Genomic DNA, 23633 nt, shown 5'->3' with positions numbered 1-23633 from the left:
GAGTGGAAGCATGAGGACATCCGGTCAATTCTTCATACAATCACCTGCAAAAAGGCACAAAACCGCACAATACGAACTCCAGCAAGCATGGAGCCAACCAATCGAGCATATGATTTTCTGTCTCTATACGGACGATGTCTACACAACAACTTCTTATAAAATGCAACGTTTAATCCGCGCTTACATGGCGCTTATGAGTCGGCAACAGCTGAATATGGACGAATACAATAGCAACACCGACGATAGTGTTCGTTTTCCGAACACTTATCGATCGACAGAACCAGAGGATCGGCTGGAATACTGGCTCAGTCAATTACTGATCGAGATGCTTCAAATCGCTATACATGAGCTGATAGATGAAGGAAATACAAGCATAAGCACTCACCCACTCACATCAAATTCATTAATAATCCATATCAGGACATTCCAATCTGCATTGTCTCCATCTACACGTCCTCTGTTGGATCTGGCTTTGAAGCATCTCAGTCGTTCATACGCATTAAAACGTAGGCTCCACTATCAACCGCTGGCACCCGCAGTTCAGTATAGTCGCTGGCAGATGTTAATGAGCAGGGAAGCACTGCAATTATGTCCCACACAACGTGTATTGCTTGTGCAGCTATGGCTAGATTATATGGAGCAACATCCACAATTGCTTCAAGTATGGTTGCACTGTTAAGTACATCTCTATGTAGTATATTTTCAATTCTACGATGCTTCTGAGCTTCTGAATGTTTAGACATGCGTCTGTTGCAATGGTGGATTGCGTTAAGGCATGTACGCAAACTGTTTTGCTGGAACAGATACTACTCTAATCCGAAATCGGTATTGGTTGTGTAGTTATTTATGCAATGCCGTACAAAAAAGCTTCACCGATCATTATCGGTGAAGCTTTTCTCATTCTAGCATATACATTATGGCATTATACATGGTAGCCTATAGTGCAGATTATGGAGTCCATCCAATGATAAATCAGATAGGAGTTTGAATGGACACGCTAGATTTTCTGAAAGATTATCTCAACCACTGTGCGATCAGGGAGAAGGCGATAATGATCAGGAATAACAGCGTAATATGATTGAGGGAGAAAATGAACATTTTCTTCGCCCAGCTATTCACGTCGGTTTCTGTGCCTGCTTTGCTATAGCTACGGAAGCTAAATACGAGCCAGGACAGACTAAGCAGGAAAGCAACGCCGGCGATGTACGGGCTAAGCGGCCAGAACATCAGACTCGACAATACGAGCAGTACCAGATAGAAGTTCGTTTGCGCATAAGTCCGTTTCAGCCCTTTTACAACTGGCAGCATCGGCACACTTGCGGCTTTATACTCATCAAAGCGGCGAATCGCAATCGCGTAAAAGTGAGGCATTTGCCACAGCAACATCGTTACGACCAGCGCCCAGATTTCCCAGTGTCCCAGATCGCTGGATACCGCTGCCCAACCAATCAATGGAGGAACGGCGCCGGACAGACTACCGACTTCGGTATTGTAGATCGTTTTGCGTTTGGTCCACATCGTGTAAGGCACTACGTACAGGAACAGGCCGAGGAAGCCAAACAGTGCAGCCATCGGTGAACTCATGTAAAGCAGGGCGATACCGATCAGTGCCATCGTCGTACCGATCGCAAGTCCATTCGGGGCATCCATTTTACCAGTTACGGTTGGACGTGTTTTAGTCCGTTCCATAATCGCATCGATATCACGGTCATACAGATTGTTAAACGCTCCAGCAGAGCCGATCACGAGCGAGGAGCCGATAAACGCTAAAATAATAGCTCCAATATGCTCAAAAAAGGATAGATTAAACACATAAATAGCCATGCTCAATCCGGCAAACATCGCAATCAGGTTAGATTTGATGATTCCCGTTTTGATGGTCGCAAAGAAGATGGCAGGAAACGAATTCGTCTGCATAGGTACAGCTTGACCAGTTTGATTTTTCATCTCTATATATGTCACCCGTTTCAGTATTTGATATGTGTCCATCATACCATTTATAAGGTACAAACATGCGATGTAAATGACGTTTTTTAAAATTACGCCATGAATTTGTGAAAACTTTATAACGATTTTCACAAAGGTATAGGAATATTTGTGAAAATATGCCTAAACATTGGTCGCACATCAAGATAAATATATACCTATTAGAATATAAAAGCCAGCGATTCGTGTAAAAAATAATCGAAAGGTGCGGATGGTTATTGCGAAATAGACGATATTGTGGTGTTGGTGTGCGTTGAGCTGCTAGTGTATCGATAGAGAAAAGATAGTTTAAATGTGCGTTCTAGTTAATGATGGCTGATGGGAGGTACATCACTCCGTCCAGAAATAAGGGGACGGACTCCGGTCTCGCACAGGAATCTACAGAGTAGAAGATCATTGTAGATTCCCGCGCTCAAAGTTCGTCCTTCCCCCTTATTTCCTTGTCTCCGTTATGTGATATTCGCATCATTTATTGATTCTTAATGCCATCATTTAGAAAGTGACGGACATTAAGACTTCTTTACTCAGCCTCCAACTACCTTCTCTGCTACAACCCTATTCTCCCCAGCAGCCTCGGCTTCCGCACGCTGATCACGAATCGTCAAGCGACGATGGGCGGTCAATAGGAATGGCAGACCTACGAGCGTTAGTAGAGCAAGCGGCGCGAACACCTGAATACCACCCTGTAATGCCACACGATCGATCAATAGTCCACCGATGATCGGAGCGACCATCGTACCGATGTTGTTGAAACCCATCGTGCCAAAATACGTGCCTTTCCAGCCGGCAGGAGCGATATGATCGATCAGCATATCCATCATCGTGAACATCAACACTTCGCCTACAGTGAAGATGAACACACCGATCATAAACACAGGCAAGTTATGGGCGATACCGAAGATCATCAGCGATAGCGCTACTAAGATATTGCCGATAATTAGCGGAACGATCGGACGAAAACGTCTGGCTGTACGTACAAGCGGATATTGCACAATCAGTACAACGACAGCATTCATCGCCAGCATATAGGAAAATATTTTACTGCCATTGCTAATATCCGGTGTGATCGCTAGAAATTGGGCTAGCGTCGAATCGAAATGCGCATAACCGAGTACGCAAAAGATCATCCCGATCAGTACAGGCAGGAAGACGCGGTCAGACGATGTCACCTGTAACGCTTGCCGAATATTCGGTCTGGCTGCCGTATCCGAAGCATGACTTTGCAATGTCTGGATCGGATGTAAGTAAAATTGCAACACGAGTACAAAGCTATACAGTACATAAACGGCGCCCGTAATGTAAAACGGAAATGTCGACGCACCTGAGCCAAGCTGAAGTCCGATCAAAGGGCCGAATACGACGCCGATATTAATAGCAGCATAACGTAGATTGAAGACGAGTAAACGGTGTTCTGGTGGTGTTGTATCGGATAGTAGTGCACGTGCAGCAGGCTCAAAAGTAGAACGGCATACTCCGTTCAGTAGATTAACAACAAAGAACATCCATACATATTGCGCCGATGCAAATCCGAAAAAGACGAGTGACCAACCAAACACAGACACCAGCATGACACGTTTACGTCCGATGCGGTCGGAAATATAGCCTCCGTAAAAGCTAAACAATACACCAGCGAGCGCGCTGCCCGCGATAATGAGTCCGGTCTGTGTAGCGGGCACATGGAGTGCAGAGGTCAAATAGATGGCGAGAAAAGGAACGCTCATGGAAGTGACGAGCCTGCCGAACATCGTACCGACGATGATCGTCCAGGCGAGTGGATGGATCATAGCTAAATTTTTGGCAATCATGTTGAACACTCCTTATATTTTACAAAACGTTAATCAAGTTGTTATCATTGTAAAAAGATAAAAGGAGAAGAAAAAGAGAAGACTTTTTTGTGTAAGCTTCCCCTTTTAACCTGTACGTGTAAAATATGCTTTTAAATTCTTGGAAAATCTGCTTTTAAATTCGTAGAAAATAGTCACCTTGTATTCGTTTATTGGTAAATACAATGCGAAAAAAAGCCTGTAGAAAGGACATCATGATGGAAAATGATATGATTCAATATTTACAGCTATACCAGCACTTGAACGCAGAGCGTGAATCGGGCTTTACGTGTACGGTTACTGTAGCTGAGCTGGCACAACTATTATGCTGTACACCGCGTAATGTGAAGCTGATTATCCGCCGGCTAGAAGCACATGGCTGGATTGTATGGCAGCCCGGACGCGGACGGGGGAATAGCTCACGTTTACAATTTCTAAGTTCAAATGGGGATATGCTGGACGAACGTGTTCAGCATTTGCTTCATCGCGATAAGGTAAAAGATGCGCTTGATCTGGTCAGCACATTTGAAGGCGAGGAGCATGTGCGAGAACGCTTGTCACAGCGCATTAACATTTATCTTGGTTTGCATCAGGAGCGGGAAGAGAGCAGCAGGCAGGATGTATTGCGTATCGTTCGTTATCGACCGCTGGGGCAACTGGATACGGTGCGTGCGTTTAGTGCATTTGAGATTTTTCTTATGCGTCATATTTTTGATACACTGGTCGCTTATGAATCGAAGACTGAGAATTTTATACCGAAACTGGCTCATTTATGGGAATCGAATACGGATCAGACGGCATGGACGTTTTATTTGCGCAAAGGCATTCGTTTTCATGATGGACGTTTGCTCACATCGCGCGATGTGCTGGCTACACTGGAGCGAGTTAAGCAACGAGGAGAAAATATCGGCTGGCTCTACCGGGATATTGCAGGCATTGAGCTACATGATGATTATTCATTCACCTTCAAGCTCAAGCGTCCCAATACGATGTTTTTGCATCTGCTTTCCAATATTAATATGGCTATTGTGTCGGAGCATGAGCAGGAAGAGATTGCGATCAACGGCACAGGGCCATTTCGCGTATCCGAGTTAAACGCAAGCAAAATGTCGCTGACCGCTTTTGATGGCTATTATGGTTATCGTCCGATTCTGGATCGTGTCGATATTTGGTTTCTGTCACAGGAGGGAGGTTCCCATCGTTTATACCATATGTTAGCTGGAACGGATGAAGAAGAGATGGAACAGAGCAACAGTCGTCAGTTAACACAGCCTGCACTTGGAGGCAGATATTTGCTGTTTAATATGCGTATGCCTGGTGTTCAGCATGACATTCATTTTCGCCGTGCGATACGGCTGTTATATGATCGTCAGACGATGCAGGAAGAGTTACAGGGCGATCGTACCTCACCGGCAAGCAGCTTTCTACCGTGGAAAAGCGCACAGCAAACGATTCCGCGTCATAGTCTTGAAGAAGCCAGACAGCAGCTTGCGGAAAGTAGCTATACTGGCGAAACGCTAATATTAAGCTTTACCCACAAAAAGGAAGATCGACTGGAAGCCGAATGGATCCAGCGGCGTGCAGCAGCAATTGGTCTGCATCTGGAGCTGGATGCGAAAGAAGATCGGCTCCTGATCGGTGGTCATATTGCACTGGCAGTCGAGGTACTGGAAGATGACTGGGAATGGGATTTGATTAATTTCTTTTCCAATGAGGTGAATCATCTGCATCGTCTGCTGGATACAGAGCAGCTTCGGGTGCTGCATACGATGCTGTATGATGTGATGCGTCATGAACGTGCTGATCGCGAGCACATTTTGGAGCAGATGGAGCGTAAGCTACAGGAGGAACACTGGCTGCTACTCGGCAATCATATTAATCAACGCGCTTATTTTAACCGGAGTTTGAGCGGACTCCATCTGGATTCGTTTGGTTTTCCGAATCTGTCTACGATGTGGATTCGAGACACGTCCACGATGGCAGGCACAATTGCAAAATCAGAAAAAACAGTCGCAAATACGTGAATTTTAACTAAAATAGGGTAAATCTATGAACAATGGAATATTTTGAAATGAACAAGTAGGTTTGAAAATATGGATGAGACGAATAAACCGCTCTCCATACTTGTTTTCATCAATAAGAAATATAAACAGAATGCGATATAAATGCTATATTTTAGTGAAAGATAAAAATTGTAGTCATTCATCCTACAAACAGGGATTTATGCAAACGATGTCGTAAATATATCTAAGGTGCTTAATTTTCTCTGTTAAGAATTAACCATGATGAGAGCCAGACACATCTGTACAAAGTCTAAGTCGTAGTCGAAAGGCGTTGTGGCTACTCAACGTAAAGATCGGAGGAAGAAGAACGATGATCTATTTTGTACGGAAAAGCGAGGTGGAGCAACTTCCATCCGACCCAACTGCGCTGCAACATCGACTGCGACAGATGGTGGATCATAACGAAGCGATTAGCATTGATCGAATGCCAGTTGAGCTACAGCTGGATAGCCTGCAAATGCTGATGGGTAATCCGGTATTCACACCGGTGCTTGTTCAGGGCGACCATGTGGAGCGATTTATACGTTCACCGCTGCGTGGTTATGCAAGCGAGGTGTATATGGAGTCGTTGGAAGTGGTGACTAGTTATTTACATGAATTGCAGGAAGAAATTGTACGTGTAGCAGATGTGCTTACACGTTATCGCAAAGACGATACCTCCAATACAACCGAACGAGAGAGCATCCGACAGATGCTGATTGATCTGGGCGAACGCCGCGAAGTGCTTGCACTGGTGCTACAAAAGATGCGCAGTCGGATCGATACACAGATGCAAGAGGAGAAGAAACGAATGGCACGCTATGAGCTGGATGGTGGGTAACTGGATACTGGGTAAATTGTAAGCTTATAAGCTAGCTATAGGCTGCCTCATGAGCATAGGTTTGATGACAGGCAGCGTTGGAGCTGGATAAAGCTTAGAAAGTGAATACAGTGGCATTTTCATAATCGGCTCGTTAGCATGAATAGATGTGGAGTGAATGAGTTCTATTTCTCATACTGTTGCGCTCTGTAATTTTGTATGAATCGTTGACGGTACCCTTGTAAATAAACAGGTAAGTAGCGAAACTGTAGATGGTCGGAAAGTATAGATGATCATAATATATGAATATAGGATTACGAATATAAAATCGCAAAAAAGCAGCTTCTTCACCTGATTAGATTCAGGAGGGAAGCTGCTTTTTCGCTATACTGTAAACGTTATGCAATTTTATAAGCTACAAACCTATGAGCTACAAACTTACCGTAGAACGTTCATTGTACAACAGTAATACAGATATACGATTATAAGCCAGGGCGTGTACGTAAACTCGTATAGATGTATACAGCATGGAGTAGAGGGAAGGAAAGAAGGAGAAAGGACGATTTCTAGTGTTAGTGAGCTTCTAACACATGGTTCAATGAAAAAGTCATTTTTGCAAAGCCCAATACCTTACCTCTTTGGAGCATCGGGATCTACAACTCTCTCTTATTCTGTATAATCCTGTACGATACCGTAGTTCGTTTACTTATTCCTTCTCGGAATGGTGTATGCCACTACAAAACAGTTTGCGTACATGCCCCGCTGTTTTGATCAAGTTAACTTTTACCTCGGCTCGTATATTGAAATAGCTCTTAGTCCAGCGTAGCAATATCGATCACGAAGCGGTAACGCACATCGCTTTTCAGCACACGCTCATAAGCTTCATCTACCTGATGAGCATGGATTACTTCAATCTTCGGCGCGATGCCGTGTTCCGCAGCGAAGTTCAGCATTTCCTGTGTTTCGGCAATACCGCCAACGAGGGAACCTGCAATGCTACGGCGACCCATAATTAGAGAGAATACATGGTATTGATCCGCTTGGGCTGGAGCGCCTACATTAACGAGTGTACCATCTACACGTAGCAGGGACAGGTAGGCATCTACATTCAGATTCGCCGATACGGTGTTTAGAATGAGATCGAAGTGACCTGCCAGCTCTTTAAAAGTCTCCGCTTCTTCAGTGGAGTAGTATTGATGTGCACCAAGCTCCAGCGCTTCATCCTTTTTACTTGCCGAGCGGCTGAGCGCCGTTACTTCGGCTCCCAATGCACGTGCAAATTGCAGCGCCAGATGACCGAGACCGCCTACACCGATTACAGCTACCTTTTTACCAGGGCCGATATTCCAGTGTTTAAGTGGGGAATACGTTGTAATGCCAGCGCACAGCAGCGGACTGGCTACGTCCATTTCCAACTGATCCGGAATGCTGACAACAAAACGATCGGTTACGACAATCTTCTGGCTATATCCACCATAAGTGGGATTTCCATCATAATCGCGAGAGTTATACGTCTGTACAACGCCCTGTGTGCAGTATTGCTCGTCACCGCGCTGACAGTATTCGCATTCACCACACGAATCAACGAAGCAACCCACCCCGACACGATCACCAACAGCAAACTTGGTCACTTCATTACCTACAGCTTCAACGATACCCGCAATTTCATGACCTGGTACCATTGGGAAAATGCCGCCGCCCCATTCATCATACGCACTATGAATATCAGAATGGCAAATGCCGCTAAATTTGATATCGATTAGAATATCATGCGGACGCAGTTCTCTACGTTCGATAGTTGTTTTCTCAAAAGGTGCTTTTGCATGCGAAGTACGGAGTACTCGTGTTTGTACCATATTGCCCACTCCTCGTTTTATAAAATAGATGTTCCTCAAATCAACTAACTGACAAAGTGACATTAAGTTATGAATGAACACTTAATCATTTATTATATGCAAAATTTAAATAGATGCAATTTTCACTAATTTTATAAAAAGGCTATATGTCGATATTCGCCATACTTGTGCCCTGTTGAACTCGCCTTGCATCGTGTAATCTAAAGCCATAGAAAACAACAACACACACGAATAGTTGCAGGCTATTGTGAACACTTCCTTCTCCTCCCTTATTGGATCCCTTAGTGTTCCTGCTCTCCTGCAACTTTTCTGTTATTTAGGAGGCTTTGCAATGAATACACATCACAACGATAACTCATCGGAAAATAAACGTAATCAATCCCTGTATCACCAGGCAGGGCATTCATCCCAGCCTGAGCAAATAGAATCTACCGTACATACATCCAAACAATATACATCCAAACCACGTAAAGCAGAGCACGATATATTACAGGCAGAGCATGATCTATTACAAAAGGAAAGACATGAGCAGCATCCAGCGCAGTGGATGAATCCTATTTTGTTGCGTCGTGCAGAACAGGTGATGCTTCCAGTGACGATAGATAATAATCATGATCAGAAGCAAGCGTCCGAAAATGATCTGTGGAATAACCCTGTACATACTCGCCAGCAGCATACGGCTGTAGATCAACTACTCGCTTCTTTACTGCAAGAGATCGAGCAGCTAGGCTATACATTTACAACCGATTTGATCGAGCAATGTCGCCAGCTATCGGTACAATCGTTGACAGAGCTGTATCAACAAATCGTACCGGTTTTGCGCGAGCAGGTCGGCGATCATGTACAGTATCAACCGATGTATCCTCAGTTTCCTGATCAAGTGATGGAAGCGTCCGCAGCTGAGCTGTTTATCAATGCATTGCTACATTATCGATTCGGCATTCGTCCACAGTATGATACCGTAATGCGGCCACCTGCTGAACCGAAAACGCATCTCCAACCGATCAGTCTTGCGACAGCAGATACATGTATTGGGATGCTGCGTAATCTGGCAGCAGCGAATGGTTCGTTATCTGCCCAGGATAAGGATGATCTTACTATGGGATTATGGATGGTTGAACAGGTAGAATGGCTGTTACCGGAGCAGATTCCCTACAAAGAAAACGCTGCGTTTATCGCTTCTGTGCTATTGGAAGCAGGACGTGCAGATGGGCAGCGATTAAGTGTATATTTTCGTACAGCAACCGATGTATTGCGTTTAGCTGCCGGATTATCCGGGCTGGCTACCGATCTAGCATGGGCGAAAAAGCTGCCTCAGTTACGGAATCACATGGCTAATGTGTACAATCTCAATCAGGGTATGCACATACCAGCATCAACGGAGCAAGCAGACAATCCGCGCAATGCTTATCATTTCCGTAAATTTCGCCGGGCAGAGCGTCGATTGTTATTAGGATTGCTGGAACGTATAGCTCATCCGCTTGAGAATATGGTGCTCTATCGGGAGCAGTGGAAACGGCTTGGAGAGCTGCTACATCCAGGAGAAATGCGTACTCGTTATCCACGTGCTTGGGAGGCTTTTACGGCACTACGCCGCCAGCGATCCATTCCAACGATGCGTACCGAGATCGAGCAGGGGATGATAGAACGTGATCCAGCAGTGATTGCCAAGCTCGGTACCCGTCCGGGAGAACTGGCACGTCGTCTGGATGCACTGCTGCGTTCGCAACCGAAACATACGACACTAATTATGGAGCAGTTTCAGCTTCATATTGAAGAGCTGGCGGTACCTTTACTTTTGCAAATGATGGCGCATTTTCGTCATCGTCAACAGCAGAGACGTTATCGTGTCTTTTTTCCAAAAGGAAATACAGGTAAAGCAGTCGCCATTCCCAACCGCTTACCTCGTTTAAAAAAATCGATCACTAAGGATATCGTGAACATGATCCAACAGGAGTTGAAGCGTCGATTTGCTGAACGTCCAGCATTGGGTCGCGTGTATATCGATCCGCAATTAAAAGGGATTCCAGTACCGTGGTCACAGCGCTCAGCCAGCCGAGCATTACGTACGGTGCCTCGCGGAAGTCGTATAGCGATGCCAGCAGGAGACATCGTTCGTTTATTTTGCTGGTGGAAAAATATGGATGACGAACATCATAGCCGTGTCGATATTGATCTGTCTGCGGTGCTGCTTGATGGGAACTGGCAGCAGATCGAAACGTTAGCTTTTTATAATTTAAAGGGACCGTATGGTGTGCATAGTGGCGATATCGTAGATGCACCGGAGGGAGCTTCTGAATTTATCGATCTGTACATTTCCCAAATCAAGCGTCATACCTATGCTCGTTATGTACTGATGCAGATCGCTTGTTATACCGGACAGGCGATTGCTGAACTGCCGGAATGTTTTGCTGGCTTTATGATGCGAGGGGATCAGCGTGCAGGAGAGATTTATGATCCAGCTACAGTACAGGCGAAGTTTGATCTGACCGTGGAAGCACAGCAGGCAGTTCCATTTGTACTTGATTTGCAAACACGCGAGATGATATGGATGGATGCCATCGTACGCAATCGTAGCCTCCGCATCACGGCAGCAGATAATATGACGAGCTTGCAAATGTTAGGACATGCATTTACCGATCTGCGTCGCCCGATGCTGGCAGAATTGTTTGCACTACATGCGCAAGCGAGAGGGCAGCTTGTCGATCGAATAGAGGAGGCGGATACCGTATTTGCGATGGAACAGGGTGTGACGCCGTATCAAACCGATGTGATTTTAGCGCATTATTTATAGGATGTAGGGAATGGAAAATGACAGGTAGGAACAGATAGTAACAAATAGATGGCAGTAACGAATAGATGCTAGTAACTTTATATGCTAGTGACTCTATATGCCATATACTTATGCTGCTAAAGAGCACAGGAATGAAATGCGAAAGCTATTTTCTAACTTGTGCTCTTTGGGCTGGAATAGAAGTGCACAACAGATAGGTGAATAGGAAATTGCATAGAGAGCGCTCTGAATCTGAATGAACTGGAGTACCGGATACATGTATAATTATTTTATATCAAGAGTGTTCTAACAACGGATAAGTGATCTAGTATTGTTTATTATTTTGCACACCTATAATTATGTATATGAAAAATATGGTTTAAAATGATATAGCACAAATGTATAGAAAGTTTCGATTAGGGGTAAGTGGATAAAAGGATATACAATGGGACTGAACAATTTATCTTTTATACTCTTCATCCTGAACATGGTGTTGAATGCTGCGACAGGGATTGTTTCAAAAATCTGTTGGTGCATTAAGCACGATACATGGGTAGTAGTGGCATAGTTAGGCAGATTGAATGGAAGTCCACCAACGAAGGGAGCATTTCATATGACAACCGAAAATCTGAATGCCGCAGCATCAGGTACATTTACAATTGGCGGCGATCTGAAAGTCAATCGTCTAGGTTATGGAAGCATGCAACTGACGGGTCAAGGCGTATGGGGCGATCCGAAAGATCCTGATGAAGCCGTGCGTGTGTTGCAGCGTGCCGTTGAGCTTGGTGTGAATTTTATCGATACGGCGGATTCCTATGGTCCATTTGTGGCGGAACAGCTTATTCGTAAGGCGCTGCATCCGTACAAGGATGATCTGATTATTGCTACAAAAGCCGGTTTGACTCGCTCTGGCCCGAATGATTGGCGCCCGGTCGGTCGTCCGGAATACTTACGTCAACAAGCCGAGCTTAGCTTACGCCACCTGGGTCTGGAACGAATCGATCTGTTTCAATTGCACCGTATTGATCCGCAAGTGCCGCTGGAAGATCAGCTGGGCGAGCTGGAGAAGCTGCGTCAGGAAGGCAAAATTCGTCATATCGGCCTGAGTGAAGTGAGTGTAGAGGAGCTGCACGAAGCGAGCAAAATTACGAAGATCGCTTCTGTACAAAATTTGTATAATCTGTCCACTCGCAAAGCTGAAGCTTTATTGCAAGAAGCGGAAAAGCATGAGATTGCGTTTATTCCGTGGTTCCCACTGGCAACCGGTAAACTGGCTCGCGAGGGTGGACCGTTGGATGAAATCTCTAAACGGCTGGATGCTAAGCCTGCACAGGTCGCACTGGCATGGCTGTTGCGTCGTTCACCTGTGATGTTGCCCATTCCGGGTACTTCTACTGTAGCGCATCTGGATGAGAATATTGAGGCTGCTCATCTGCAATTAAGCGATGAGGATTTTGAGACGCTGGATAAGCTGTCGGAGTAAGGAGAATTATTTTAAAAAGCTGGCAGTATAGATATAAAACTTCTATTTTTATATAAAACCTAGAGGTATAGAAAACCTCGAATGCGATTTGTCTGCGTTCGAGGTTTTTGTTATTTCATTAGCAAAAAAATGTTATGCTATTTATAGAACTATTTTACATAGGAGGTATAAAATGAATAAAGGAGTGTATATCGTAGTTGGTATGGCAGCATTATGTTTTATTATCTTGGGGATACTGCGAATTACGTCCGTTGCAAGTTTAACAGGGAAATGGATGCTTTATTTTGCGATTGCAGGTACATTATTGGCTATAGCAGATCTTATTAATTTTATATGGGAGTGTTATGGTCAAAAAAGCAAACGGTTAATATATTCTTTTTTCATTATAGTAGAATGTGTACTTATTGCTGGCGCAATTTTTTCTATATTTGTTCTACATCATATTAACCTAAGTATTCCTGTAAAGACGGTAAATGCTGCAAGTGATGCTCTAACTTTATTTGGATTGGGCATTGCATTTATTAGTATGCTTTTAAAAAGTCTCAGAGTGCAAAAATATACCTCCAGCTGAATGCCAGTTTCATTCTAAGCTACTCTTTGCCTAATATATACTGCTTCAATTCATCAACCATATCTATTATAATTACCTGCTGCAATAATATACTATAGCCATCCTCACCAGACCGTTATATTGATATACAAACAACGATGTGGAATCGAGAGGGGTTTGTATATGAGTATGCTGTCTTTTTTGTTATATTGTTTTATTGTGACGTTTACACCGGGACCGAGTAATATTATTATTTTATCGATTGCCAATAAAGAGGGGACGGCACAGGCACTCCGGTATACGTATGGTGCAACCGTAGCCTTTGGATTGTTGTTAACAGCATCGGCAACGCTCAATAGTGTGCTGGCGGCTATTTTGCCTCATATTATATTAGGTATGCAGATTGTTGGTAGTCTGTACATGCTCTATTTAGCCTATCAAATTTCTCGTAAAAGTAAGCCTTCACCCGCAGTTCAGGACAAGTCTACAGATACTTCTACCATACAAGGACTCGGTACATTTCGATCTGGCTTTATTACACAATTTGTAAATCCGAAAGTCATCCTGTTCACGATGACCGTCATTCCAACGTTTATTATGCCTTATTATTCGGCTGTACCTGCATTGTTAGCTGGTGTACTGGGCATTACATTCATCGGATTCCTTGCCTATACAACATGGGTGATGTTTGGTACAATTTTCAAAACGTTTTTGCAGCGGAATCAACGAATTACGAATCTGGTGATGACAGCATTTCTCGTCTATGCTGCGATCATGATGTGGGTATAAGGAGGATAAGCACGTGAATCCAACAGAACGCTTTCAATACCAAAAAGCAGCAGGCATCACGATGCTATCCGCCAGTATTCAGGATTTTACGTACAAGCGGCATTCGCATCAGGAATATTCATTTGGTGTGACGTTACGTGGTATCCAGCGCTTTACGATGGATGGAAGCTTACATCTGTCGCATGCCAGTGGCGTGATGATGTTTAACCCTGAACAGGCGCATGATGGCATGGCTAATGATAGAGAAGGACTTGATTATGTGATGCTTTATATCGATCCTGACATGCTAACAGAGGCAGCCGGGCAAAAACATTGGCTGCGCTTCGCTTCGCCAGTCGTTTATGATGGGGCACTCAATCGCCGAATTCTTGAACTATCTCATGCCATGAGACAGGGTGGGGATGATGCGTTATGTACAGAGCGGCTGATGTCGCTGACAGATCATTTAATCCAGACCGACCTGACCGCCAGCCCCAGGCAAGATCCGGGCTTGATTCGCAAAGCAAAAGAGATGCTACATGCGGATTTGGGCGGGGTGATGAAGTTGGATCAGATTGGAAACGAGCTGGAGTTGTCCAAGTTTCAATTCATTCGTATGTTCAAGGCACAGACTGGTATTTCGCCCTATCAGTACTTTTTGAATCGTAAAATTGAGTATGCCAAACATCTGATTGAGCAAAAGAAAGATGTATATACTGCGGTCACCGAGTGCGGATTTACAGATCTGACCCATTTGAACAAGCATTTTAAAAGTGTATACGGTATTACCGCCTTTGAATATAGGATGTATTTGGGTTAAAGCAAGCGTAGACATCGCAAAAAAAGCTATCTATCAAAAGAGAGGTAGACCGGAAAGTGCTGATAGAACAGCATCTGTGATGAAGAGTATATGTAGCGAAAAGTATAGCTGGAGACAAGAATAACTAAAGCAACACGAATCGTCTATGTTACATCGATAGCGCTTCGTGTTGCTTTTTTCCTTTCTATTACATCATTCAACCTATCCTACGATCTCACTTTCCTAACTGAATCTACAATCGTTCACGCCTTCAGCATCGTACCGTATTTCTGTTTGAGCTGCTTAATATCAGCACGCGGCGGCGCGCCAAACATACGCGCGTACTCCCGGCTGAATTGTGAAGCACTTTCATACCCAACTCGAAAGGCAACGTCAGCAGCATCGGCCGACTCGGATAGCAGTATACGACGTGCTTCCTGCAAGCGCACCTGCTTTTGAAATTGCAATGGGCTCATCGCGGTCACTTCTTTAAAGTTGCGGTGGAACGATGATACACTCATGCTTGCCAGCTCCGCTAGCTCTTCGACTCGAAGTGGCTGCTCATAATGACGTGTGATCTGCTCAATCACTTCGCGAATACGATAGGAGCTGCTGCCTTCCAGTGCAATTTGCGCTAACATCGTACCAAAGCTACCTTGCAGCAGTTTGTATAAAATTTCTTTTATAAACAAAGGTGCTAGAAAGGGAATATCTTTCGGCTGATCTAATAATCGAGTTAATCGTATAACAGCATCCAGTAGCGATTGCTCTGTCTGACCAACAAACAGTGCACGTTTCGCACTTTCACGCGCGGGCTGCGGCAGATCCGTTTCATTTAACACTTCAAGAATCTGATTTTGCGAAAATTCCAGCTTGAAACTGAGATATGGCTCCGCAGGTGAAGCCTGAACGACTTGCCCGACGATCGGTAGATTCATCGAAGCAATCAGGTAATCGGTAGGACCATACGAAAGATGTTCATTGGCTAAGAAAATATCTTTTGTGCCACCCGCAATACAGCAGAAGCAAGGTTTATACACGTTATAGGCTCTCTCTGTCATTTGACGATGATGAATAAGAAATAAGGAAGGAATAGCTGTTTCAAATAAGCCTTCTTCCGGGCAATGATGCCTTATTAAAGCAGCCAGCTCGGCATGCTGTGTGTAGATGCTCTCCGACATAAGCAGCCTCCTTTATAGTGAATCCTGTCTATAATGACAGCAGATTTGAGGATGATAGTTCTCGCTTGTACAAGCGAACTGTTCGATGTTATTTCAGGTCGATTATACCCTGTACCTTATCGCTATGGGAATGTGCATGATAGAAATAGGCAATCATTCAATATGAATGAGATACCCCCTGCTTTTCGTTTGCAGGCATACTATATGCATAACCACTGCATCTATATAGTTGCAACTGGCATTACGAGATGAGGGAGGTGAATGCGGCTACGTATAGAATGGTATAATGACCAGCTATATCCATGCGAGTGGAAGATAGCCGATCATATGATGGAATCGCGTAGCCGTGATCATGCGTCAATGGATATATGATTTTGAAAAGATTTTGATTCGTCGTCTGTACACTTTGATTGAACAGGAGACAGAAGCTACATTTCGCGAGCTATATGATGAATCGCTACAACGACTTCTGCAAAAGCATACATTACCCGATGCTCGTCACTCCTCTTTGCATCGTTTACAAACACATTTTTGCACTTCATCTCACAACTTAAGAAGGGGGTAACGGATACAATGGACTATACAAAGCTTGGACATACCGGTCTGGATATATCCCGAATTTGCCTGGGGTGTATGGGATTTGGCGATGCTACTCGCTGGGTACATGAGTGGGTATTAAATGAGACCGATAGCCATACGGTCATTAAAAGAGCACTGGAGCTTGGCATTAATTTCTTTGATACAGCTAACATTTATTCGATGGGCACAAGCGAGGAATATCTGGGACGTGCACTGAAAGCATATGCCAATCGGGATGAAGTCGTCATTGCAACTAAAGTGTTTAGCCGAATGCATGAAGGCCCGAATGGAGCTGGCTTGTCTCGTAAAGTGATCAGGAGCGAGATCGATAAAAGTTTACAGCGTCTGGGTACTGACTATGTCGATCTGTATCAAATTCATCGCTGGGATTACGATACTCCAATTGAAGAAACGATGGAGGCATTGCATGAGCTTGTGAAAATGGGCAAAGTACGCTATATCGGTGCTTCGGCAATGTATGCCTGGCAGTTCCAGAAGGCACTCCATGTAGCAGAAAAGAACAACTGGACTCGTTTTGTTTCGATGCAAAATCACCTGAACTTGCTCTATCGTGAAGAGGAACGTGAAATGTTGCCGCTATGCATTGATCAGCAAATTGGTGTCATTCCATATAGCCCGCTTGCATCCGGGCGTTTAACGCGTGATCTGAATACAGCCACTTTACGTTCCGAAACGGATCACGTGCAGCGATCCAAGTATGACGCGACAATGGATACCGATCACACCATTATTGAACGTGTAGCTGAGCTGGCTAATCGCTATGGCGTATCACGCGCACAGATTGCCACCGCATGGATTTTGCAAAAGAATCCAGTAAGTGCGCCTATTATTGGCGCAACCAGGATCGCCCATTTGGAAGATGCTGTTGGCGCATTGCAGGTGAAGCTGACTGCGGAGGATGTAGCATTTCTGGAGGAACCGTATGTGCCGCATGCAGTAGTTGGGGCGAATTAAGCCTGTTTTTATATTAAAAATGAATATTAAAAAATGGATATTGGAAAACCTGTAGACGATGTAATCCATCCATACGTTTATCCACAAAAGCAAACCCGATCCGGCTCAAAAGAAGGGCTACGCTGGATCGGGTTTGCTCCTATGTATAGAAAAGTAGATATATAGTAGTGAACATACCGCCGGAGCACATACAGTGAAAACTTCCTACTGTGCTCGTATTAGAAACAATATTTCATTATATGAAAAATTATAAATAGATAAAAGAGTCCACCTACACTCATACGAAATCAAGCAAACCACTACGCTCTACATGTATAAAAAGAAAATAACAAACGTTATCTACCAACACAACCTAAAATTTTAAAATAATCCCCCTAAAGCAAACTACACTGACAACAATCATCACCTTCTATCCTCTATAATGTTCTATCTTCTATAATGACCTATCTTCACATTAGATCGCCCTCTTCAACCATCTTTAATTAAATTTGGTTTCTCTAACGATTTTTGTTAATCTGAATGTACGGACGAGCAGCAAGCCAACAGAAACATCCTACTTTTATACACTTCAAAAGATGGAGGATACATAATTATGACAACAAAAGATCATGTAGAACGTTTAGACATTGTCGAGTACGAACCACGTTATGCTGCATCGATCGCCGATATGTGGAATGCCAGCCAGGAAAGCTGGGGTGGCGATAGTGCACTGCAAACCGAACAAATGGTTTTAAAAGAGCATCATAATAGTCCGCATCTGAATATTTTCCTCGCCGTTATCGGTGAGAAAGTTATCGGATACTGTAGCTTTTCGCATTATAAAGAAGATGTTGGCGCGTTATACATTGCCCTGTTAAATGTTCGTCCGGAATATCATGGGCAAAAGGTTGGGAAAAAGCTTGTATTGCGCGCTGTGGAGGAGACGATCAAGCTTGGCTGGCCACGCGTTGATCTGTATACATGGCCGGGTAATGTTAAAGCGGTACCTGCTTATAAAAAAGCTGGATTTTTCTGGGAGCGTCGAGAAGAAGTAACGCATCTGATCAATCTGATCCCTTCCGTGCTACAGACACCTGCGGTTCAGCCCTTTTTTGAAACGATTGACTGGTACAATGACAGCATTCGTGAAATCGCTACCGAACCAGACGGTACTGGCGAAAATGGGTTCGATTATTTTACCTATGAATGGCGCAAAGATAATCTGTATTTGCGGATGGAGTATGAACGTACTGGACGTGGTTTGCGCTTGATCGAAACGGATGATTATCTCATTCAGGCAACGATTCCGAAGCAGCACCGTTTACCATTTGGTTCAAGCTATCCGATCGAATATGAGCTAATCAACAAGTCGGGTAAGCCGCTGCACGTCGATATTCAATCCCGCAGCAATGATGGAGTGGAGTGGTCATTTCAACAATCGATAGAGGTTGTCCAGCAAGAGAAGATTGGAGCAACATTTGAATTAAAGCCGATTGAAGAAGAACAGGACCCATTTCAAACGCATCCTGTCGTGGAAGCTGAACTGCTCATTAACGGGCAGGCGGCGACATTCAAAATCGGGATTGAACCTCGTTTCCCGGTGCGCTTGAAAATGCACAAGCCAGAACAAACCTGGTTTGCAGGCAGAGAGCAAGAGCTTCAAGTATCGCTTGAAAATGAATACGATACCGAGCAGACGTACCGTATTCGCTGGCCAGAGCATCCATTGCTATCGTTCCGCGAGCCGGAGCTGATCATACATGTGCCGGCTCATCGTCGTCAGGCAGTCACTGTGAAGGCAACGCTACTCGATTACGGCATCTGGTACCAATCTCTAGTCATTGAACGAGCGGTGGAAGCAGCATCTGACGCTGTAGCACAATCATCTATGGACAGTGAAGCTGCAAACACAACAAATGAAGCTGGAAATAGCGATCATTCACCAGCGATTGCATCATCCCAGTCTTCATCGACTGTACATTACGTCAAAGTGCTGGAGCAGCCAGTCAGTCTCATTCTGCCTGGTGCAGAAACTGCTTTTGGCGGTCAGACTGCGGAAGGTTGGGTGGCATCGAACGGATTGTATCATGTGCATCTGAACAAGCTCACCAATGCGCTGGATATATATAAAGGTACAGAGCATGGCGGCATGCTCATGCATCCTAAATTCGGTTTACCGTATGATAATGCTTTCAAGCAAGATCGAGCGACTACGGTCTCTTTCCGACATGAGCATGCATTTACGATGGAAGCGGAATATGAATTGGAGTCGCTTCAACTGCGTCTGATCACCAGTATAAGCATTTATCAGAACGGGATTATTACCCATCATTATAATGTGAGCAATATAGCGGCAGAAGAGCGCAGCGAGCCATTATTTTTAAAGGCATCCTTCGGTATGTCATTTGAAAACAGTATTGTGCCTTACCAGAATCGGTATGTGGATACAGCCAAAGGACCGGACGCGTCATATGGCGATTACTGGGTGATGGAGGAGATTACGGAAAACTGGCTTTTCCGACGCAAAAAGCAAAACAACTGGGGCATCATCTGGCCACAAGAACGTGCATTGCTGCGAGACCACTGGCATTACGCCTTAGAGCATCCATTGGGCACATTACAGCCTGATGAAACAGTGAGTACACCAAAGTTGACGATTGCTGGTGGCACATGGAGTGACTGGCAGGATTTGCGTGCTTTTGCACTGCAAGTAGCGGATAACGAAACTCTTCGTGCGGAACCGTCGCTGGATATTGTATGGAATCGGAATAATCCGTTCATTTCTACGAATGAGGCGGAATTGAAGATCATTGAACGTAAAAATACCGTATTAAACGGTACAATTATCGCTTCATCCGCTCATTTCGTAGAACAGCAACAGTTTGAGCTTGCTCAGGAAGAGCAACTGCGCACATGGAACAACACTCTAGCGTTAACGCCGATCGAACATGGCAAGCTGGATGTACTACAGCTTGTACTTGATATGGATAGTTATGAACTGAGGCAGCAGCGCTTAATCATTCCTGTATCCGATGAGCCGATGATCACCAGTGTGATGCAGACCGATGATGGAGATGTGCACAGTGTAGATAACGGTGTGTTAACGTTCAAAGTGAGCGAGCAGTTTGCACCAGTCGTGTTCTCATTAGAACATCATGACGTGGAATGGCTTGATTCTTCGTTTCCAAAGCCCGGTCCTAAAGCATGGTGGAATCCGTGGACAGGCGGTATTAGCGTACAGATCAAAGGCATGTCGCCAGCGAGTATGTTAAAGCAGCCGCGCTCCGTATCGTTTACCGATGTGAAAGATTCGCTCGGCAACCACTGGTATGGTGTCGCGATAGACGTGGAAATTACCGATCATATCGCTTATAAAGGCTTATCGCTTCGCCAGTACTATGTGACGCTGCCAGGTGCGCCGGTTATCGCTTCATTCGTGCATATTCGTCAACAGACAGGCAGTAACTTTGCGCCACTTGTGATTCGTCAGTGGAACTATTGGAAGGCAAGTGAGCAGCTGACAGCTAGCCGGGTTTCACTACGCAACCATGCAGGTGAATCACTTGTGTACAAGGCGGGGAAAACAGAGTATGAAACCGAAGTTTCCGATGGAATCATTCGTCTTGGTTCACGCGAGCGAAAATATGGAATGACGATGGTAACCGATCCAGATGATAGCACCAGTAGCATTCTCATCGATGCACAGGTTGTATTAACGGAAATGTCAGACGATCTTTATACCGCTCACGGTGAAGAGGAATGGACTACACCGCAATTTCTAGTATTTTCTGAAACGGAGTGTTCGGGCGAGGTGTTCGCTGATTTGAAGCGGATTCGTTTTGGCAGTAAGTTTAATAGTGAGCAGTAAATTCAATATCGAATCGTAACGCATAACATAGATACAAGCACGTAACATACAGGGCAGGTAGACAACAATTTGACATCATTCCACCCATACCACCCATACTGGAAAGGAGCCGGACATGAAAATTATCGATGCCCATATTCACTTTTCGGAAATTGAAGCTTTTCACGATACGGCACGCACGCTCGCTTCGATCGATTATACGACCGATGGATTGCTGGCTGAATGTGCTGCTTCTCATGTCGTTGCTGCTGTTGGCATGGGAGTAACCGAGACGATAGCCGGCGCTTTCCCTGATAAGAAGGCAGCGAATCCGATGCTACTCGATCTGAACGATCGCATGCCGGATCATCTGTTCACCTGTGTCGGTATTAATCCAGAGACACTGCATGAACCGGGTCAAATTCAAGCAGTAGAACAGTCGCTGTCCGATCCACATGTCGTTGGCTTTAAACTATATGCTGGTTATTATCACTATGATGTGGGCGATCCGATCTATGATCCCGTATATGAACTGGCGCGTCGTTATGATCTGCCTGTCGTTATTCATGGCGGCTTAACGTATGCGGATCAGGGACTGCTCAAATATTCGCATCCGCTGGCAATGGAGGAGACATTCGTGAAGCATCGCGATATCACGTTTATGCTCTGCCATCTAGGTGATCCGTGGGTGCTGGATGCTTCAGCGATGCTGGAAAAGAATCCGAATCTATACGCGGATCTGTCCGGCTGGATCGTAGGCGATGGCGCTAAAGTACAGCGCTTGATAGGTGAACAGACCTATGTCGATCATTTTAAGCGTGCGATTGTATTTTCGGAAAAATATGATCGGTTGTTATTCGGCACGGATTGGCCGCTCGTTCCACTGGATGCGTGGATCGGATTTATCAAGCATCTGATTCCAGAACAGCATTGGGAAGAAGTGTTTTATAGCAATGCGCTGAAGGTGTTTCCGCGTTTGCGGGAGTGGATGGAGCAGCAGGGGGAGTAAACATAGTGGTTGTGTAGTAGTGAAGACAACTAGCAGTAAACTAAAAGACATTCAGCACGTAAGACGATGTAAAGTAAGTAATTCAAATCATTCAAGTAGTTCGAGTAACTCAGTAAGCAGTAAATAAAGCAGTACAGAGTATTCACTACAAGTTTGTGCTAAATCTTAAAAAAAGCGCTGCAAGCAGATATTATATTCTGCTTGCAGCGCTTTTTTAAGATGACAGTATAAATAAGCTTTGTAAACGTGGATTGATGTACATCTAGTGATCTACATTTAGGAATATACATACTATAATGTAAAGGGAGCACTATAATAACCTTGTGCTTTACTTATTTTTTGGATGCAAATTATAGTTAAGGTCTGATTTTGGAACCGAGTCATCAAGCTATGCTATCTCATGATGCTTTAACAGGCAAACGAGCGGCGTAAACCGCTCGCTTACCGCTGTTCATCCCTAATATCTAATCCAACATCCTGACACTTATACCTGTCTTTGTCCTCGTACCATCTCCCGCATCTCTGGCCATTTCCGATATAGCAACACATTGCGCGTACCGAACATAATCGCTACCCCTACCCACAATATCCATATGACCGTTAGTTGCGAACCGGGTGGAGCGAATAAAGCGTGAAATGCAAAGTTAATGCCATAACGAACAGCAATTAATAAAATCCAGGCGCATAGTGTAGTTTTATTCCCCTGCATATACAGCTGATCGCCTGACCAGAATACGCGTGTATACTTCGCTTGCACGATCCCCCCAAGCATAGCGACACCAGCCATGAAAAGAAATTCAATAATTTGATACATCGGTAAGCTCGTTTGCGGTAAATTTTGTGAAGCTTCGTATAAAGCGATAGCTGGTAGCAGGAATAATGAGATTTTCTTGATTTTACGTGGACGTAGCTGGCGGCTGACGATCCAGATCACAATGAGGGCAATCACGAATAGATTTATATTGTGGGTAAACATAACGGCATCTTCCTTTTCAAGTGAATGTATTTATGTAATATATCGTTCGTTGTCGATTGTGTTGGCTTCTGTCTTTATTATAAGAAATGGAGAGATGCCGCACCTCCATAGCGGGATTGAACTTGAATGAACAATATAGCAGCGTAAAGACGGTTTCTCCATCTGGAGATGTAGAAGGCATAACAAA

At 44.5% G+C, this 23633-nt stretch carries 16 protein-coding genes; 11 read left to right on the top strand and 5 right to left on the bottom strand.

The window, feature by feature from the left end; all coding sequences use genetic code 11:
* Nucleotides 1–10: 10 nt before the first annotated feature.
* Entirely contained in the window at nucleotides 11–679 is a 669-nt protein-coding gene (locus tag AAHF22_RS05440; RefSeq protein ID WP_347323947.1) for a hypothetical protein, read from the top strand.
* A gap of 335 nt (nucleotides 680–1014) precedes the next feature.
* Here the strand turns inward: AAHF22_RS05440 and cyoE are convergent, their stop codons facing one another.
* Complete coding sequence (cyoE, locus tag AAHF22_RS05435; protein WP_371834019.1) at nucleotides 1015–1947, bottom strand: heme o synthase; 933 nt, start codon at nucleotides 1945–1947, stop codon at nucleotides 1015–1017.
* A gap of 563 nt (nucleotides 1948–2510) precedes the next feature.
* Complete coding sequence (locus AAHF22_RS05430) at nucleotides 2511–3791, bottom strand: MDR family MFS transporter (protein WP_347323946.1); 1281 nt, start codon at nucleotides 3789–3791, stop codon at nucleotides 2511–2513.
* Nucleotides 3792–4024: 233 nt separating this feature from the next.
* On the opposite strand from AAHF22_RS05430, the gene AAHF22_RS05425 reads away from it, so the two are divergent.
* Together AAHF22_RS05425 and AAHF22_RS05420 are read left to right on the top strand one after the other, a co-directional pair.
* Nucleotides 4025–5833: an ABC transporter substrate-binding protein gene (locus AAHF22_RS05425; RefSeq protein ID WP_347323945.1), complete on the top strand. Its 1809-nt coding sequence runs from the start codon at nucleotides 4025–4027 to the stop codon at nucleotides 5831–5833.
* A 349-nt stretch (nucleotides 5834–6182) separates the two neighbouring features.
* Nucleotides 6183–6692 carry a hypothetical protein gene (locus AAHF22_RS05420; RefSeq protein WP_347323944.1) on the top strand — a complete coding sequence of 170 codons (510 nt, stop codon included), beginning with the start codon at nucleotides 6183–6185 and terminating at the stop codon, nucleotides 6690–6692.
* A 791-nt stretch (nucleotides 6693–7483) separates the two neighbouring features.
* Here AAHF22_RS05420 and AAHF22_RS05415 read toward each other — a convergent pair.
* Nucleotides 7484–8536 carry an NAD(P)-dependent alcohol dehydrogenase gene (locus AAHF22_RS05415; protein ID WP_347323943.1) on the bottom strand — a complete coding sequence of 351 codons (1053 nt, stop codon included), beginning with the start codon at nucleotides 8534–8536 and terminating at the stop codon, nucleotides 7484–7486.
* Nucleotides 8537–8858: 322 nt separating this feature from the next.
* Here AAHF22_RS05415 and AAHF22_RS05410 point away from each other — a divergent pair, with 322 nt between their 5' ends.
* From AAHF22_RS05410 to AAHF22_RS05390, 5 genes are all read left to right on the top strand, one after another.
* Entirely contained in the window at nucleotides 8859–11321 is a 2463-nt protein-coding gene (locus AAHF22_RS05410) for a TerD family protein (protein ID WP_347323942.1), read from the top strand.
* A 592-nt stretch (nucleotides 11322–11913) separates the two neighbouring features.
* Entirely contained in the window at nucleotides 11914–12783 is an 870-nt protein-coding gene (locus AAHF22_RS05405) for an aldo/keto reductase (RefSeq protein WP_347323941.1), read from the top strand.
* 172 nt (nucleotides 12784–12955) lie between these two features.
* Entirely contained in the window at nucleotides 12956–13354 is a 399-nt protein-coding gene (locus tag AAHF22_RS05400) for a hypothetical protein (protein ID WP_347323940.1), read from the top strand.
* A gap of 162 nt (nucleotides 13355–13516) precedes the next feature.
* Nucleotides 13517–14122 (top strand): LysE family translocator, encoded by a 606-nt coding sequence (locus AAHF22_RS05395; RefSeq protein ID WP_347323939.1) that lies wholly within the window; start codon nucleotides 13517–13519, stop codon nucleotides 14120–14122.
* A gap of 61 nt (nucleotides 14123–14183) precedes the next feature.
* The gene (locus AAHF22_RS05390) at nucleotides 14184–14921 is read left to right on the top strand and encodes an AraC family transcriptional regulator (RefSeq protein WP_347324115.1); all 738 of its coding nucleotides are present in this window, start codon (nucleotides 14184–14186) and stop codon (nucleotides 14919–14921) included.
* A 242-nt stretch (nucleotides 14922–15163) separates the two neighbouring features.
* Here the strand turns inward: AAHF22_RS05390 and AAHF22_RS05385 are convergent, their stop codons facing one another.
* On the bottom strand, nucleotides 15164–16081 hold the full coding sequence (locus tag AAHF22_RS05385; RefSeq protein ID WP_347323938.1) for an AraC family transcriptional regulator: 918 nt from the start codon (nucleotides 16079–16081) through the stop codon (nucleotides 15164–15166).
* A gap of 573 nt (nucleotides 16082–16654) precedes the next feature.
* On the opposite strand from AAHF22_RS05385, the gene AAHF22_RS05380 reads away from it, so the two are divergent.
* The 3 genes from AAHF22_RS05380 (at nucleotide 16655) to AAHF22_RS05370 (ending at nucleotide 22470) form a co-directional block, all read left to right on the top strand.
* Nucleotides 16655–17635, top strand: coding sequence for an aldo/keto reductase (locus AAHF22_RS05380; protein WP_347323937.1), 981 nt, complete (start codon nucleotides 16655–16657; stop codon nucleotides 17633–17635).
* A 592-nt stretch (nucleotides 17636–18227) separates the two neighbouring features.
* A complete protein-coding gene (locus AAHF22_RS05375) occupies nucleotides 18228–21482 on the top strand; it encodes a GNAT family N-acetyltransferase (protein ID WP_347323936.1) in 3255 nt (1084 codons plus the stop codon).
* A gap of 115 nt (nucleotides 21483–21597) precedes the next feature.
* Nucleotides 21598–22470, top strand: coding sequence for an amidohydrolase family protein (locus AAHF22_RS05370; protein WP_347323935.1), 873 nt, complete (start codon nucleotides 21598–21600; stop codon nucleotides 22468–22470).
* Nucleotides 22471–22954: 484 nt separating this feature from the next.
* On the opposite strand, the gene AAHF22_RS05365 is transcribed toward AAHF22_RS05370, so the two are convergent.
* On the bottom strand, nucleotides 22955–23446 hold the full coding sequence (locus AAHF22_RS05365; RefSeq protein WP_347323934.1) for a hypothetical protein: 492 nt from the start codon (nucleotides 23444–23446) through the stop codon (nucleotides 22955–22957).
* Nucleotides 23447–23633: the final 187 nt, after the last annotated feature.

This window comes from Paenibacillus wenxiniae, from assembly GCF_039822605.1.
GTDB lineage: Bacteria > Bacillota > Bacilli > Paenibacillales > Paenibacillaceae > Saccharibacillus > Saccharibacillus wenxiniae.
This window is presented reverse-complemented; position numbering and strand designations above follow the sequence as displayed.

Coding starts and splice junctions, on each gene's coding strand:
- AAHF22_RS05385 (WP_347323938.1), bottom strand. CDS start 16,081: ATGTCGGAGAGCATCTACACACAGCATGCCGAGCTGGCTGCTTTAATA.
- AAHF22_RS05370 (WP_347323935.1), top strand. CDS start 21,598: ATGAAAATTATCGATGCCCATATTCACTTTTCGGAAATTGAAGCTTTT.
- AAHF22_RS05400 (WP_347323940.1), top strand. CDS start 12,956: ATGAATAAAGGAGTGTATATCGTAGTTGGTATGGCAGCATTATGTTTT.
- AAHF22_RS05380 (WP_347323937.1), top strand. CDS start 16,655: ATGGACTATACAAAGCTTGGACATACCGGTCTGGATATATCCCGAATT.
- AAHF22_RS05410 (WP_347323942.1), top strand. CDS start 8,859: ATGAATACACATCACAACGATAACTCATCGGAAAATAAACGTAATCAA.
- AAHF22_RS05375 (WP_347323936.1), top strand. CDS start 18,228: ATGACAACAAAAGATCATGTAGAACGTTTAGACATTGTCGAGTACGAA.
- AAHF22_RS05440 (WP_347323947.1), top strand. CDS start 11: ATGAGGACATCCGGTCAATTCTTCATACAATCACCTGCAAAAAGGCAC.
- AAHF22_RS05365 (WP_347323934.1), bottom strand. CDS start 23,446: ATGTTTACCCACAATATAAATCTATTCGTGATTGCCCTCATTGTGATC.
- AAHF22_RS05425 (WP_347323945.1), top strand. CDS start 4,025: ATGATGGAAAATGATATGATTCAATATTTACAGCTATACCAGCACTTG.
- AAHF22_RS05390 (WP_347324115.1), top strand. CDS start 14,184: ATGCTATCCGCCAGTATTCAGGATTTTACGTACAAGCGGCATTCGCAT.
- AAHF22_RS05430 (WP_347323946.1), bottom strand. CDS start 3,791: ATGATTGCCAAAAATTTAGCTATGATCCATCCACTCGCCTGGACGATC.
- cyoE (WP_371834019.1), bottom strand. CDS start 1,947: ATGAAAAATCAAACTGGTCAAGCTGTACCTATGCAGACGAATTCGTTT.
- AAHF22_RS05420 (WP_347323944.1), top strand. CDS start 6,183: ATGATCTATTTTGTACGGAAAAGCGAGGTGGAGCAACTTCCATCCGAC.
- AAHF22_RS05395 (WP_347323939.1), top strand. CDS start 13,517: ATGAGTATGCTGTCTTTTTTGTTATATTGTTTTATTGTGACGTTTACA.
- AAHF22_RS05405 (WP_347323941.1), top strand. CDS start 11,914: ATGACAACCGAAAATCTGAATGCCGCAGCATCAGGTACATTTACAATT.